At 73.5% G+C, this 14533-nt stretch carries 13 protein-coding genes and 2 pseudogenes; 9 read left to right on the top strand and 6 right to left on the bottom strand.

Annotation, left to right across the window (positions count from 1 at the left end):
* The first annotated feature begins 41 nt into the window (after positions 1-41).
* Positions 42-338 (top strand): PRC-barrel domain containing protein, encoded by a 297-nt coding sequence (locus ACIBEC_RS09655; RefSeq protein WP_360494063.1) that lies wholly within the window; start codon positions 42-44, stop codon positions 336-338.
* A gap of 12 nt (positions 339-350) precedes the next feature.
* Positions 351-935, top strand: coding sequence for a type 1 glutamine amidotransferase domain-containing protein (locus tag ACIBEC_RS09650; RefSeq protein WP_360494066.1), 585 nt, complete (start codon positions 351-353; stop codon positions 933-935).
* Positions 936-980: 45 nt separating this feature from the next.
* On the opposite strand, the gene ACIBEC_RS09645 is transcribed toward ACIBEC_RS09650, so the two are convergent.
* The 4 genes and pseudogenes from ACIBEC_RS09645 to ACIBEC_RS09630 form a co-directional block, all read right to left on the bottom strand.
* Positions 981-1835, bottom strand: a complete 855-nt coding sequence (locus ACIBEC_RS09645; RefSeq protein WP_360494176.1) for a DNA ligase — start codon at positions 1833-1835, stop codon at positions 981-983.
* 93 nt (positions 1836-1928) lie between these two features.
* Positions 1929-2798 (bottom strand): annotated as a pseudogene (gene ligD, locus ACIBEC_RS09640) (non-homologous end-joining DNA ligase); the annotation flags it as partial.
* A gap of 121 nt (positions 2799-2919) precedes the next feature.
* A complete protein-coding gene (locus ACIBEC_RS09635) occupies positions 2920-3267 on the bottom strand; it encodes an MmcQ/YjbR family DNA-binding protein (protein WP_360494069.1) in 348 nt (115 codons plus the stop codon).
* Positions 3268-3271: 4 nt separating this feature from the next.
* The gene (locus ACIBEC_RS09630) at positions 3272-3697 is read right to left on the bottom strand and encodes a VOC family protein (RefSeq protein WP_360494072.1); all 426 of its coding nucleotides are present in this window, start codon (positions 3695-3697) and stop codon (positions 3272-3274) included.
* A gap of 290 nt (positions 3698-3987) precedes the next feature.
* Between ACIBEC_RS09630 and ACIBEC_RS09625 the strand changes: the two genes are divergently transcribed.
* Positions 3988-4422, top strand: coding sequence for a CBS domain-containing protein (locus ACIBEC_RS09625; protein ID WP_360494075.1), 435 nt, complete (start codon positions 3988-3990; stop codon positions 4420-4422).
* Positions 4423-4671: 249 nt separating this feature from the next.
* Here the strand turns inward: ACIBEC_RS09625 and ACIBEC_RS09620 are convergent, their stop codons facing one another.
* On the bottom strand, positions 4672-5568 hold the full coding sequence (locus tag ACIBEC_RS09620; RefSeq protein ID WP_360494078.1) for a helix-turn-helix domain-containing protein: 897 nt from the start codon (positions 5566-5568) through the stop codon (positions 4672-4674).
* A gap of 132 nt (positions 5569-5700) precedes the next feature.
* Between ACIBEC_RS09620 and ACIBEC_RS09615 the strand changes: the two genes are divergently transcribed.
* Positions 5701-6285, top strand: coding sequence for a pyridoxamine 5'-phosphate oxidase family protein (locus ACIBEC_RS09615; RefSeq protein ID WP_360494081.1), 585 nt, complete (start codon positions 5701-5703; stop codon positions 6283-6285).
* A gap of 150 nt (positions 6286-6435) precedes the next feature.
* Here ACIBEC_RS09615 and ACIBEC_RS09610 read toward each other — a convergent pair.
* Positions 6436-6828, bottom strand: a pseudogene (locus ACIBEC_RS09610) (transglycosylase family protein); the annotation flags it as partial.
* Between the two features lie 558 nt (positions 6829-7386).
* Between ACIBEC_RS09610 and ACIBEC_RS09605 the strand changes: the two are divergent.
* The 5 genes from ACIBEC_RS09605 (at position 7387) to ACIBEC_RS09585 (ending at position 14515) form a co-directional block, all read left to right on the top strand.
* Positions 7387-7875: a universal stress protein gene (locus tag ACIBEC_RS09605; protein WP_360494179.1), complete on the top strand. Its 489-nt coding sequence runs from the start codon at positions 7387-7389 to the stop codon at positions 7873-7875.
* A gap of 103 nt (positions 7876-7978) precedes the next feature.
* Positions 7979-9433 carry a PLP-dependent aminotransferase family protein gene (locus ACIBEC_RS09600; RefSeq protein ID WP_360494084.1) on the top strand — a complete coding sequence of 485 codons (1455 nt, stop codon included), beginning with the start codon at positions 7979-7981 and terminating at the stop codon, positions 9431-9433.
* Between the two features lie 222 nt (positions 9434-9655).
* On the top strand, positions 9656-10168 hold the full coding sequence (locus ACIBEC_RS09595) for a hypothetical protein (protein WP_360494087.1): 513 nt from the start codon (positions 9656-9658) through the stop codon (positions 10166-10168).
* A gap of 687 nt (positions 10169-10855) precedes the next feature.
* Entirely contained in the window at positions 10856-12262 is a 1407-nt protein-coding gene (locus ACIBEC_RS09590) for a family 2B encapsulin nanocompartment shell protein (protein ID WP_360494090.1), read from the top strand.
* A gap of 1482 nt (positions 12263-13744) precedes the next feature.
* On the top strand, positions 13745-14515 hold the full coding sequence (locus ACIBEC_RS09585; RefSeq protein ID WP_360494093.1) for a hypothetical protein: 771 nt from the start codon (positions 13745-13747) through the stop codon (positions 14513-14515).
* Positions 14516-14533 lie beyond the last annotated feature (18 nt).

Below are 14533 nucleotides of genomic sequence, written 5' to 3'. Positions count from 1 at the left end.
GATGGGTGAGCCGCGATGAGTGAGCGGAGTGAGGTGGGCGCATGAGTACCGTCCTGTGGGAGCACCGTCCGGGCTCCCATCCCGCCGCCGACCTCGGCCTGGTCGGGTACGAGGTGCAGGCCACCGACGGCCCGGTCGGGCGGGTCGAGCAGGACACCGGGGACCACCTGCTGGTCGACGCCGCGCCGTGGGTGCCGGGCACCCGCGTGCTCGTCCCGGTCGGCCTGGCCGCCCGGGTCGACCACCTCGAACGCGCCGTCCACCTCGACTGCCCGCGCGCCAGGCTCAGTTCCGCCCCGCCCGCCGCGGTCGACCTGACCGCCCCCCACCCGCGCTGAGCGGCCGATCCCATGGGCTGGCCGTCCACCACGCTCACCGGCCGGACGATCGCCTTCCTGGTCGCGCCGTACGGTGTCGAGCAGGCCGAACTGACCTCCCCCTGGCAGGCGGTCGCCGAGTCCGGCGGCATCCCGCGCCTGCTGTCCACCGCCGAGGGGCGGATCCAGGCCGTGCGGCACCGCGCCCCGGGCGACACCTTCGCCGTGGACGCCCTGGTCGCCGAGGCGGACCCGGCCGGCTACGACGGCCTGATCCTGCCCGGCGGCGTCGCCAACCCCGACCACCTGCGGCTCGACCGCCCGGCGGTCGCCTTCGTGCACGCCCTCTGCGCCGCCGGCCGCCCGGTCGCGGCGATCTGCCACGCGGCCTGGACCCTCATCGAGGCCGACGCCGTCCGCGGCCGCACCCTGACCTCCTGGCCCAGCCTGCGCACCGACCTGGTCAACGCGGGCGCCCACTGGGTCGACGAACCGGTCCACGTCTGCCACGACGGCCCCGGCCCGCTCGTCACCAGCCGCAAACCGGGCGACCTGCCGCAGTTCGAGGACGCGTTCGTGACGGAGTTCGCCCACGCGACGGCGAAGCGGCGCACGTAGCGCGTGCGGATCGTACGGGAGGCCACCGTCGGCACGGGGGTGGCGTCAGTCGCCCCGGAGGCGGACGAAGGTGGCGGTGGGCGGGCGGCCGGTGAGGGTGATTTCGGCGTGCAGCGGGCCGGTCAGGGGGTGGACCGGGCCGTGGTCGGGGTCGGTGGTGGCCGGGCCGAGGAGGGGGCGGGCGACGTCGGCGACCTCGCGGGACTGGACGGGGGTGAGCCGGGGCGTCGTCAGGAAGACGCGGCCGTCGTCGAGCCGGAGGATCAGCGCGTGCGGGCGGGCGGCCGGGCCGGTGACGGCGCGGACGGTCGCGTCGAGGGTGTCGCTGCGGCGGTACTTGACCCAGGCGTGCCCGGCGCCGCGCGGTCGGTAGGGGGCGCCGGCGGCCTTGCAGACCAGGCCCTCCACCCCGGTGTCGGCGAGCTGTTCCATCCACTCCAGCGCCTCCGTCCGGTCGGTGGTCGCCATCACCGGCTGGATCGGCGGCGGGACGTCGGCCAGGGCGGCGAGCAGCAGGCGGCGGCGGTCGGTGAGCGGGAGCCGGCGGACGTCGCGGCCGGGCAGGGCCAGCAGGTCGAAGGCGATCAGGCCGAGCGCGACGTCCGGGGCGGCGGCGCGGGCCTGGCGGGTGCGCAGCAGCTCGCCGAAGGCGAACCGGCCGCCGCGCCAGGCGACCAGTTCGGCGTCCAGGACCAGCCCCTCGGGCAGCCGGGCGACGGCGGCGGCGATCGGCGGGAACTCGGGGGCGAGGTCGCGGCCGGTGCGGGACTGCAGGACCGGCGGCCGATCGCCGCGGGCGAAGGCGATGCAGCGGAAGCCGTCCAGTTTCAGTTCGTACTGCACGCCACCGCCGCCCAGCCCGTCGGCGGGCGGTACGGCGGTGACGGCGGCGGGGCGCATCACCTCGACGGGCGGCTGCAGGACCTGCCGTGCCTGCCGGCGCGACGACTCCCGGGCCTGCGGCTGCTGCGGCGCCGCCGTCGAGGGAGCGGACGGCAGCGGGCGGGCCCGGTCCGGGTCCAGCAGCGGGGCGAATAGGTCGCCGTGGGCGGCCAGCCGGTCGGGGACCTCGGCGAGCGTGAACGTCAGGTCCTGCTCGCCGCCCGCCCGCTCCAACTCGGCCCAGGACAGCGGGGTGGAGACCGTCGGCAGCGGCCGGGCCCGCAGGGTGTACGGCGCCGCAGTGGTCTTCTTGGCGTTGTTCTGCGACCAGTCGACCAGTACCCGCCCCCGGCGCCGGGCCTTCGCCATGGTGTGCACCGCCAGCTCCGGGTGCTCGGCCTCCAGAGCTGCGGCCAGCTCCTTCGCGTAGGCGGAGACCCGGGTGCTGGGCGTGGGCTCGATCGGGACCAGCAGGTGCAGGCCCTTGGAGCCGGAGGTCTTCACCCAGGCGGTGAGGTCGTCCGCCGCCAGCCGTTCGCGCAGCAGCAGCGCGACCGCCCGGCAGGTGAGGACGTCCGCGCCCTCGCCGGGGTCGAGGTCCAGGACGAGCCGGTCGGCGAGCGCGGGCGCGGCCGCGTGCCACTGCGGGACGTGCAGCTCCAGGCAGCCCAGGTTGGCGACGGACAACAGCGCCGCGCCGTCCTCCAGCACCACCTGCCACAGCTCGCCGGTGTTGCTCGGGACCTCGACGGTGCGCACCCAGTCCGGGGTGCCCGGGGGCGGGTTCTTGGCGACGAAGACCTCCGCCTCGACGCCGTCCGGGCAGCGCAGGAAGGACACGGGCCGATCCCGCAGGTGGGGGAGCAGGGCGGTGTGGACGGCGGCGTAGTAGCGCAGCACCTCGCCCTTGAGGGTGCCGGTGCGCGGGTAGTACACCTTGTCGAGGTGGGAGAGGGCGAGAGTGCGCCCGTCCACCGTCATCTGCGGCACGGTGCGGCTCCGAAGCCTCCGGTTGGGTGGCCCCCGCAGCCAGTCTGCCCCGCTTCGGCGGCGCCCGCCCGGGGCCCGTGCGGTGCGCGGGCCCCGGGCGCGCGGGTGGGGGCTACCGCCCCGGGCCGACCAGCGCGTGGGCGTCCGCGACCAGGTCCTCGATCCGGGCCCAGTCCGGCGCCGGCCCGTCGAGGTACACGCCCAGCCAGCCCCGGTGACCCACGTACGGCGGCCGGAAGTAGCGGTCGGGGTCCTCGCCGGTCATGCGTTCCTGCGCGCCGCCGGGCGCCGCGCACCAGAAACCGAGGCGGTCGTCGTGGTGGTGGTCGGAGAGCATCACGAACACCCGGGCCCGGCGGCCGGAGCCCGCGAACCAGGTCGGCTCCCCGTGGCTGACCCGCTCCTCGACCTCCGGCAGCGCCAGGCAGAGCGCCCGCAGCCGGTCCACCGGCGTGGGCACCGCGTCACCCCACGGCCGGACGGGGCGCGCCCGGATAGGTGCCGAAGTACCAGCGGTTGCCCTCCGGGTCGGCGGCGGCGAAGTCGCGCGAGCCGTAGTCCGTGTCGTACGGCGCGGTGGTGATCCGGGCGCCGGCGGCCACCGCGCGGGCGTGCACGGCGTCCGGATCGGCGGTGACCACGTACGCGGTGAAGCTGCCGGGCTTGCCGGGCCAGGGCGAGGCGCCGTCGGGCGTCTCACGGTCCGAGCCGAGCATCACGCCGCCGCCCTCGGGCCAGGCCAGTTCGGCGTGGGCGACGAAATCGCCCTCACCGTAGGCGACGACCTCCTGGAAGCCGAAGGCCTCGGCCAGGAAGCGGATCAGCGCCCGGGCGTCGGTGGCCCGCAGGCTGGGCCAGACCTGCGGGGCGGGGGTCTCGGTGGCGTCCATGGCTCTCTCCTCGGGACCGGTCAGGGAAGGTGCGGGATTCCGCTACGCCTCCACTCTGCGGCCGCCCCGCCCGCCCCGCCTTGGACGTCTCGAAACGTCGCCGCCTCCGGGTGAGCCCGGTCTTGCGCCGGAACCGCTCCCGCAGGTGGAAGCGGTCCCCTGGCGCGGTCGCGGACCCGCGCGGTGTTGCTTATGGTGAGGGCGCGGTCACCCCGTTCGCGCCCGAGCCGAGCGCGCGGGGGAGCGCCACCCGGGGGGAAGCGGGGGGAATCACCGACGAAGGAGTCCCCGTGACCACTGCCCGAGACATCATGCACACCGGCGCCCAGTGCATCGGCGCCCACCAGACGCTGGCCGAGGCCGCGAGAATGATGCGCGACAAGAACGTGGGTGCGTTGCCGATCTGCGGCGACGACCAGAAGCTCAAGGGCATCATCACCGACCGCGACATCGTGCTGCGCTGTATCGCCGAGGGCAAGGACCCGGCCACGATGACGGCCATGGACCTGTCCGGCCACCTGCACTGCGTGCGCGCCGACGACAGCATGGACGCGGTGCTGCGCAAGATGGAGCAGCACCAGATCCGGCGCATCCCCGTGATCGACGGCGAGCGGCTGGTGGGCATGATCAGCGAGGCCGACCTGGCGATGGGCCACCGCAACGGCCAGCGGCTGACGGACCAGCAGATCATCGAATTCATGGACGGCGTCTACATGAAGCAGTGACCTCACGTGGTGACCTGACGCAGCGTCCTGACGTCAGGACATGACGCGGTGACCGGGCTCGGCCGATTTCCGACCTGAGCCCCGGCCCCGTCCGCGCGCCGTGACCGGCCGGTCCCCTGTACCGGCCGGGCCATTCGAAGGTGCCGGTCGGGGCCGCCGTGCGTCTTGTACGAATGCGCACGCGGTCCGAAAGCGAGTCCGCGTACGCGGCGTCCGCTCTACGCTGAGTCCGCCTACGCGGCGTCGGCCCTACGCGGCGCCGACGTCGAGGACGGCGCTGGTCACCCGTCCCGCCACCCGGTCGGTGGGCTCCGGCAGGGTGGCGGCGCCGCTCCGCGAGGCCAGGAACTCGCGCGGTGAGCAGCCGACCATGCCGCGGAAGCTGCGGTCGAGGTGGGACTGGTCGTAGTAGCCGCAGAGCGCGGCGAGGTCGGCGCCGGTGGAGCGGCCCTCCCGGGCGGCCAGGGCACCGAGGGTGCGCTGGAGGCGGAGGATCCCGGCGGCCTGCTTGGGGGCCACGCCGAGGTGCTCGCGGAAGCGTAGTTCCAGCCGGCGGCGGCTCCAGCCGGTGCCCTCGACCAGGGTGTGGATCGGCACCTGCCCGTGCGAGCGCCGCAGTTGGTGCCAGGCCCAGCGGACGGACGGTTCCCAGTCCGGGCCGTACGCGAACAGTGCGGCGAAGTACCCGTCGAGCATGGCGAACCGGGCCGGCCAGCTCGGGGTGTGGGCGAGCCGATCGGTGAGCGCCCGCAGCCGCGGGCCCAGGACATCGCCCGCCTCGGCCCACTGCCCGCCGAGGTCGCCGGCCAGCGGACCGAACGCCCGGAACGCGCCCTGCGGGGTGAGCGAGACGGCCAACCCGTGCAGGACGCCCGTGTGTTCGGCGATCGTCGCGGTGCGGCGCAGTCCGGCCGCGACCGATCCGAAGGAGGTGGCGGGCGCGGGGGAGACGGCGTCGACGAGGCGCATGGTGCCCTCGAAGGCGAGTGCGACCGTGACGACGTCCGTCGGCACCTCCAGCCGGCGGCGCGGCTGCCGCAGGTCCAGCCGGTAGCCGCGGTAGCCGAGGACGTACCGGCGCAGGGGCTCGGCGGGCGTGCCGAGGACCGTCTCCGGAGGGGTTGTCGGGAGGGTGCTCCGGGCCATCTCAACTCCCGTGCTCGGCCGGGCGGGTGACATGTGTACGAGCTATCCTAGGCGCACCGTCGACAGCTCCGGGGCGTCTCGGGGAGTGGATCTTCCTTTCTTGCCAGTCGAGATGCGGGCATACTCGCGCCCATGGGAAAGCAGTACGAACGCATCGAAGGTCGGCTGCGCCGGTTCATCGAGAGCCAGCCGGTCTACTTCGTCGCCACGGCCCCGCTGGCCGCCGACGGGCACGTCAACCTCTCGCCCAAGGGTCGCTCGGGAACGCTTGCGGTGATCGACGAACTCACCCTCGCCTACCTGGACTTCGGCGGTTCGCAGGCCGAGACCGTCGCCCATCTGCGGGAGAACGGCCGGATCACCCTGATGTGGTGCTCCTTCGAGGGACCGCCGACCGTGGTGCGGGTGCACGGTCGGGGCGAGGCGATCTTCCGTGACGACCCGCGCTTCGCCGAGCTGCTCGGCCACTTCGACCCCGCTGCGGACGGGTCGGCCCTGCGGGCGATCGTGCTGGTCAGGGCCGAGCGGGTCAGCGACTCCTGCGGGTACGCGGTGCCGTTCATGGACTACCGCGCCGATCGCGACCTGCACGCCCAGTACTTCGAACGCAAGGGCGAGGAGGGGTTCGGCGCCTACTGCGAGGGCAAGCCGCTCGTCGGCACCAGCCTCGACGGCCTGCCCGCCGTCCCGCTGCCGCTCCCGCCCCGGTCCGCCTGACGGGATCGTCGGCCAGGAAGATCACCGGCCAGGCAGATCGCCGGCCCGACGGGATCGTCGGCTTGGCAGATCACCGACCGCGGACGGGGCTGATGGCATGACGAAGCCGCCGCACCCGGCAGGGGGTGCGGCGGCTTCGTGGGGGTCTTACTTGCTCAGACCGGCCTTGACGGAGCAGATCGGCCAGGCGCCCGGGCCCTGGGCCGCGAGGACCTTCTCGCCGACGGAGATCTGCTGGTCCTTGGTGGCCAGGTCGGCGCGCGGGGCGAAGGAGGTGCCGCCGAAGGCCGCCCAGGTGCTGGAGGTGAACTGGAGGCCGCCGTAGAAGCCGTTGCCGGAGTTGATGGCCCAGTTGCCGGTGGCCTCGCAGGAGGCGACCTTGTCCCAGACGGTGGCCGGCGCAGCGGAGGCACCGGTGGCCGTGACGAGGCCGGCCACGGGCAGGGCGGTGAGCGCCCCGGCCATCAGAGCCATCCGGACGCGGTTGCGGCGCTTCGGAGTGGCAGTGGTGGTGGCAGCGGCGGTCTCGTTACGGAAGGTCATGAATTTCCTTTCGGAGGGGGTTGCGAGCACGCGGAACCAGGCCCTCGGAAGGCCGTTGGTTTCGGGGACACGTCGCTCGCGTGGTTCGGCACCGTTCCTGCTCGGGGGCGGTGAGGCCCGTCCGGAGCGGATCGCTCGGTGCAACGGGTTCGAAGTTACGGGGGTGGCCGGGGCCGATTCAAGGATTTGAAGGTTTAGGCACGTCAGGGGGCCGTTACCGGGCGTAAGAATCAAGTAATTGTGCCTATTTCGCCTGTTTTGCACCCATTTCCAAGATCGAATACCGCCGGGAAGTGGCCCGCACCACAGCGAAAGTCCTGTGAGGCCGCGCACATCGTCGACAGCGCGTGACGGCCCGCCCGCCGCCGGTGCCGAATCCGCCGCGCCCGCCGCCGCTCCGGGTGGCCCGCACCACAGGGCTCACCCGGAGCGTCCGCTGCGCTCACTCACGGTGCCCGGAATAGCCTCTGGGCCATGAGCAACGAGAGCGAAGCAGCGGACGCGGGAGCAGCGGACGCCACTACAGGAGGGGCGGCCGGCGCCGGGGTGCCGGTCGGGATGCCGGACGGCGCCGAGGAGCACGAGGTCGCGGTCGCACCACAGGGCTTCGAGCTCGGGACCGACGGGCCCAAGGTGATCCTGGCGGGGCTGGACGGCTCCGACTCCTCCTGGCGCGCCACCGCCTACGCCGCCGGACTGGCCCGCCGGCAGGGCGCCGTCCTCGCGGTGGCCTACGTCCAGCCGATCCTCGGCGCCGCGACCGCCCTGGCCGGGGCCGCCGTGGAGGAGACCACCCAGGAGATCGCCGAGGAACTGCTGGCCGCCCTGCGCGAGGCCGAGGACCGGGTGCGCGAGGTGTGGAAGGTGGACTGGCGCTTCCTGACCATGCGCGGCGACCCGTACGGCGGGCTGGCCAAGCTGGCCGACGAGCTGCGCGCGGACGCCGTGGTGGTCGGGGTCTCCGAGCAGGCCGGGCACAAGGTGATCGGATCGGTGGCGGTCCGGCTGGTGAAGGCGGGCCGCTGGCCGGTGACCGTCGTCCCCTAAGAGCCGGCCGGTGACTGTCGTCCGTCCGCAGGCCCGGGTGCGCCCGCCGCCCGGGCCGACCGCCCGCCGGGCGGGGACGGGGCGGCGGGTAGGGTGCGTGAACATGACGGACACGCGGGGCACGCACCTTTCCGAGCCCGCCCACCCGACCGGCAACGACCTGCATCTCGACCTCCCCGCCACCGGCGGCCGCCGCGCCGCACTGATGACGGCCCTGCGCGAGGCGATCCGCAGCGGCCGACTGACGCCCGGCACCCGCCTGCCGCCGTACCGGACGCTCGCCGCCGACCTCGGCCTGGCCCGCAACACCGCCGCCGAGGCCTACGCCGAACTCGTCGCCGAGGGCTGGCTGACCGCCCGTCAGGGATCCGGCACCACCGTCGCCGAACGCGCCGAACCCGTCCCGCCCACCCGGGCCCGCCGGCCCTCGCGCCGCCCCGGGCCCCGGCACGACCTGCGCCAGGGCCAGCCCGACGGCGCCTCCTTCCCCCGCACCGCCTGGCTGGCCGCCGCCCGCCGAGCCCTCACCGCCGCGCCCAACGAGGCCTTCGGCCCCGGCGATCCGCAGGGCCGGCGCGAGCTGCGCACCGTCCTCGCCGACTACCTGGCCCGCGCCCGGGGGGTGCGCACCGACCCGGACCGGATCGTGGTCTGCTCCGGCTTCGCCCACGCGCTGCGGCTGCTCTTCGACGGCGCAAGGCCCGTCCTGCCGCCCGCCGAGAACGGGCCGCTGGCCGTCGAGGCGTACGGCCTGGGCTTCCACCACGGGCTGCTGGCCGCCGCCGGGGTCACCGCCGTGCCGCTGCCGATCGACGAACAGGGCGCCCTCGTCGACGAGTTGGCGTACCACAGGACCGTCCGTACGGCCCTGCTCACCCCCGCCCACCAGTTCCCCACCGGCGGCCCGCTGAACCCGGGCCGCCGCGCCGCCGTGGTCGACTGGGCGCGCGGCCGCGGCGCACTGGTCCTGGAGGACGACTACGACGGCGAGTTCCGCTACGACCGCCAGCCGGTCGGCGCCGTCCAGGGCCTCGACCCGGAGCGGGTGGTCTACCTCGGCAGCGCCAGCAAGAGCCTCACCCCCGCGCTGCGCCTCGGTTGGATGGTGCTGCCGGACCACCTGGTCGACCGGGTGCTCGCCGCCAAGGGCGAACGCGAGGGCTGGGCCAGCGCGTTGGACCAGCTGACCCTCGCCGAGTTCATCGACTCCGGCGGCTACGACCGGCACGTGCGCCGGATGCGCCGCCACTACCGGGACCGCCGCGACGAGCTGGTGGCCGCACTCGCGGTGAACGCCCCGCACATCGAGGTGTCCGGCATCGCGGCCGGCCTGCACGCGGTGCTGCGACTGGAGCCCGGCACCGAGCGCTCGGTACTCAAGGCCGCTGCCTACCGGGGCCTGGCCGTCGACGGCCTCGCCGACTTCCGGCACCCGGCGATCACCCCCGAGGCCATGCCGGCCGTCGACGGGCTGGTGGTCGGCTACGCCACGCCGCCCGACCACGCCTACACGGCGGCGGTCGAGGCGCTCTGCGACATCCTGCCGCCGTCTGCCTGAGGGCTGAGGGCTGAGGGCTGAGCGCTGAGGGCGGGGGCCTCGGGCCGGGGTGCGAGGGGGAGACCGAGGGCGGGGGAGCGGCGAAGGATAGGCTCCCGGGCGCCCCGGTGGGGCCGGAACGCGACTTGCCGGTCCACGGCGTCCGCGCACCGCTCCTGCGTCGGTACGGAACCGGGCTGAGGAGAGCAGCCCAAGCGGTGCCGCCGCTTACGCTCCTTGGTCATGCGCAGAACACATCCGATCCGCGCCGCGCTCGTCGCGTGCCCGGCCCTCGTCGTCGGTCTGCTCCTCTCCGCCGCTCCCGCCCGGGCCGACACCCCGCTGCCCCTCACGGCCGTCTCCGACAAGCAGACGACCGTCCGGGGCGGCGAGTTCACGCTCACGCTGACGCTCACCAACCCTTACGACACCCCGATCCAGTTCGTCTACCAGAGTGTCCAGGAGACCTACGGAACCAGCCTGCAGACCGGCCTCAAGTTCACCGAGACCGCCTGCGGCACCCAGACCAACGGCTGCAGTGACAACGTCCACGGCGGCATCGCCCGGTACAACGTGCCGCTCGGACCCGGCGCCAGCAGCACCTTCACGGTGACCTACGCCATCGCCCCGGACTCGGCCTGCGGCGACGCCACCCGGATCGACTTCTACTCCTACCTGTACTACGAGTACAACGCAGGGCTGAGCAACAACGCGGGCATCGTCGGTGTCCCCGGCACCCAGGTCGCCTGCGCCTGACCCGAGAGCGACCCGGTCTCGAACCGATCCCGACCCGGCGTGGGCCCGCGACCGTCCCCGGCGCACGCCCCCACTGCGCATCCCCCGTTCCCCCGTCAGGTGCCGGCCGCCCCCGTTCCGGCACCTGACGGGCCGTCCGCGGTGTCGCGAGCGGATGGCAGGCTGGGCGCACGCCTGCCTCGATGCCCCATGGCCCGGTCGGCCCGGTCGGCCCGGTCGGCCCGGTCGGCCTCCCCGGCCTGCCGATGTCGTACGACTTGGCTTGTCTGCGGCTCGACCGGGTGCGACGCGGGCTTGAGGTGGCCTGAACCGTCCGACCGGTGTGCCGGGTTGACGCAGGCCGGTGGCCGCCGGGGCCGTCCGAAGGGGTCGGGGACGGGTGGGAAAGCCATTGGCAGCACGGGGATCGCAGGTGCGAACGGATGTTCCTCCGGTTTTCGGGGCGGTGGGGGCGGACCACGCGAGATTCACCCTATCGGGGGGTACTGGGCGTCCGTACGGCCTTGGTCGGGTTCTGGTGATCTAGGGTTCCGGATGAGCCGCCGGGAGATGACGGCCGCATCGCGACACTTCGCCAACGCCCCCACCGATATACGGATCTGAGGATCCGTCACGGCATGCGCCAGGGCGGTTCGTTCGTACGGCCCTGGCCGCGTGACCCGACCACAGGAATGGAGACCCCTGCCGATGCCCGTGGACACGAGCCCGGAGACAGAGCAGGTCAAGCAGCAGAGCCTTGCGACGGCCGCTGCACGCAACCTTGCCACCACGACCAAGTCCGCACCGCAGATGCAGGAGATCACCTCCCGCTGGCTGCTCAAGGTGCTCCCCTGGGTGCAGGCCGCCGGTGGCGCCTACCGGGTGAACCGCCGGCTCACCTACACCGTGGGCAACGGCGTGGTGGAGTTCATCAAGACCGGTTCCCAGGTCCGGGTGATCCCGGCGGAGCTGGGTGAGTTGGCCCTGCTGCGCGGCTTCGAGGACGAGGAGGTGCTCACCGCCCTGGCCGACCGCTGCCAGCAGCGGGACTTCGGCCCCGGTGAGGTGCTCGCCACCCAGGGCGAGGCCGCCGACCGGATCTTCCTGATCGCGCACGGCAGGATCAACCTGTTCGGCACCGGCAAGTACGGCGACGAGACCGAGATCGGCGTGGCCGCCGACGGCGACCGCTTCGGTGACGACTCCCTGTTGAACCCGGACGCCGTCTGGGACTGCACCGCCAAGACCGTCACCTCCGGTGTGGCCCTCACCCTGACCCGGGCGGACTTCGCCGCCATCCGGGACAACGCGCCCAGCCTGCAGGAGCACCTGCAGGCCTTCCTGGCCCTGCCGATGCAGGCCCAGAACGAGCGCGGCGAGGCCGAGATCGCCATGTCGGCCGGTCACCACGGCGAGTACGAGCTCCCCGGCGCCTTCGTGGACTACGAGCTCAATCCGCGTGAGTACGAGCTGAGCGTCGCGCAGACCATCCTCAAGGTCCACACCCGCGTCGCGGACCTGTACAACCAGCCGATGAACCAGATCGAGCACCAGCTCCGGCTGACCATCGAGGCCCTGCGCGAGCGCCAGGAGCACGAGCTCGTCAACAACCCGGAGTTCGGCCTGCTCAACAACGCCGACTTCGACCAGCGGATCCAGACCCACTCCGGCCCGCCCACCCCGGACGACCTGGACGAGCTGCTCAGCCGCCGCCGCGACCCCGACTACCTGCTGGCCCACCCGCGGACCATCGCCGCGATCGGCCGCGAGTTCAACGCGCGGGGCCTGTACCCCACCCACGTCGACCTCGGCGGGCAGCAGGTGCCGGCCTGGCGCGGGGTACCGATCCTGCCCTGCAACAAGATCCCGATCACCAAGGAGAACACGAGCTCGATCCTCGTGATCCGTGCCGGTGAGGACAACCAGGGCGTGATCGGCCTGCACCAGACCGGCATCCCGGACGAGTACCAGCCGTCCCTCTCGGTCCGCTTCATGGGGATCGACGAGAAGGCGATCATCTCGTACCTGGTCAGCGCCTACTACTCGGCCGCGATCCTGGTGCCGGACGCGGTCGGTGTGCTGGAGAACGTCGAGATCGCGCACCGCCGCCACTGAGCGCGCGGAACACGTTCGTGCGGAACAGTGCGTGCGGGCCGTAACCGGCCGGCACGAAGATCGTTTGACCTGATGACGGACGGCTCACCCCGGAGGTGGGCCGTCCTCCGCGCGTTTGACCACTTTTGGTCGTGTCCGATCGATTCTCGCCCGGGAGTCGACCGCTTCCGGCCGGGCCTGTCTTGTCCCGTCCTTCCCCCCGGCGACCCGAGAGGTGTGTGGAGCCCATGTCCCAGCGTCGGCAGTTACGCCGGATACCGCTGCACGCCGGCGGGTCGGCGGTCTCCGGGCGGCGGGTACGGCTGATCGGCGCGGCGGTCGGCGTGGTCGCGATGTGCGCGCTGGCCACTGGCGCGACCGCGTCCGGGGCCGAGCACGCCGGAGGGTATCCGCACGGCCCGGCCGTGGACACCTGCGTCTGCACCGAGACCGACGTGTCGGTGTCGGTGGGGCCGGGCGGCAGCGTGGGCGTCGGGGTGGGCGTCGACGTCCAGGTCGGCGTCAGCGTCGCCCCCAACGCCGGTACCGGATACCACGGCCACAGGCCCCCGTCAGGCCACCACCCGTGCCACACGCCCCGGGCCACTCCCCTTCCGGCGGCTCCCTCGTCCTCGGTGGGACTCCGGCCGGAGCCCGGGCGGCCGGACGGCGAGCACGAGGGGCCGGACGGGCACGGCGAGCACGGGCGGCACAGCTGGCACGACTGGCACGACTGGGGTCACCACCATCACCACCCGCACCCCTGCCCGAGTCCGACGCCCACGCCTACACCTACGCCGACCCATACGCCCACCCCCACGCCGACCCCGACCCCCACGCGTACGCCGACCCATACGCCCACCCCCACGCCTACACCTACGCCCACCCCCACGCCGACCCCGACCCCCACGCGTACGCCGACCCCCACGCCCACCCCGACGCCAACGCCGTCTCCGACGCCCACCCCCACGCCGTCGCCGACCCCGCCACCGCCCAGCCCGACGCCGGCTCCCACCCCGTCGCCGCCCGCGCCGCCGCCGCCCGTACCTGCGGCCCCGGCGCCCCCGGCACCCGTTCCGGATCCGCCCGCACCCGCGCCGGTCCCGCCGCCACCCGCTGTCCCGGTCGTGCCGAGCCCGGTCGTGCCCAGTCCGGCGGCCCTGAGCGCCGCCCCGCCGAGCCCGGTGCGCCCGAGCCCGCTGTGGCCGGTGCCGTCGGCGCGGCCGACGTTCCACGTGCCCGTTTCGAAGCCGATGAGTGTGCCGCAGCGTCACCACGGCGCCTCGATGACCAAGACGATGCTGCTGGTCATGGTCCCCGCCGTGCTCGCGGCGGCGGCCCTGCGCCCGGGCGGTGGCGGCGGCCGCGGTCGAGGCCGCGCGGGCCGGTCCTGACCCACCGCGGGCCCCGACGCCCGTCGGTCGGCCCCGGGACCGCTCCGGACCCGGGGCCGCCTCCGATCTTTCTGTTCCGTCACAAGCCAAGCCAGAGAAGGGAGTTCTCATGTCCGAGTGGGTGGCGTTGGTCATCGCCATGGCGGCGGCCTGTGTCGTCGTGGTGGCGGTGGTGCTGTTGAGGCACCGCCGCGTGCGCACGGTGGAGAGCACCGACGAGACGCCGGACGTCATCGAGTACATCACGATGATGATCGGGGTGGTCTACGCGATCGTCCTCGGTCTCGCCATCGCGGGTGTCTGGGAGGGGCGCGGTGCCGCCCAGGACGACCTGTTCCGGGAGGCGCAGTCGCTGCGCGAGGTGAGCGACCGGGCGGTGGTCTACCCGGTGGAGTTCCGCGACCAGGTCCGCGCCGACGTGGACGCCTACGTCACGTACGTGGTGAACACCGAGTGGGACTACATGCGCGAGCACGGCGAACTCACCGAGAAGGGCGACCAGTTGCTGCAGAAGCTGCAGACGGATGTCGCCACCCGGCCGCCGGCCTCCGACCTGGAGTCGCAGGCCTACCAGCCGATCCTGGACCGGATCGACCAGGCCTCCGACGCCCGCAATTCGCGCGGCCAGAACGCCGGCCCCACCATGCCGGACGTGGTCTGGTTCGGACTGCTCGGCGGTGCCGTGGTGACGGTCGGCATGCTGTTCGCGCTGCAGATCCGGAACACGCCGCGGGAGTTGATCCTGGCACTCTGCTTCAGCGCGCTGATCGCCTTCCTGCTGTTCATGATCTGGGACTTCGACAACCCGTTCTCCCGCAGCGTCTCGGTGACCACGCAGCCGTTCGAGGACCTCTTCCCCTCGCTCAACCTCAAGGGCTGAGCAGCGGCGGACGGTCCG

The organism is Kitasatospora sp. NPDC051164, assembly GCF_044455625.1.
Lineage (GTDB): Bacteria > Actinomycetota > Actinomycetes > Streptomycetales > Streptomycetaceae > Kitasatospora.
Note: the sequence above shows the minus strand (reverse complement) of the source record. Positions and strands in the feature narration are given on the sequence as shown.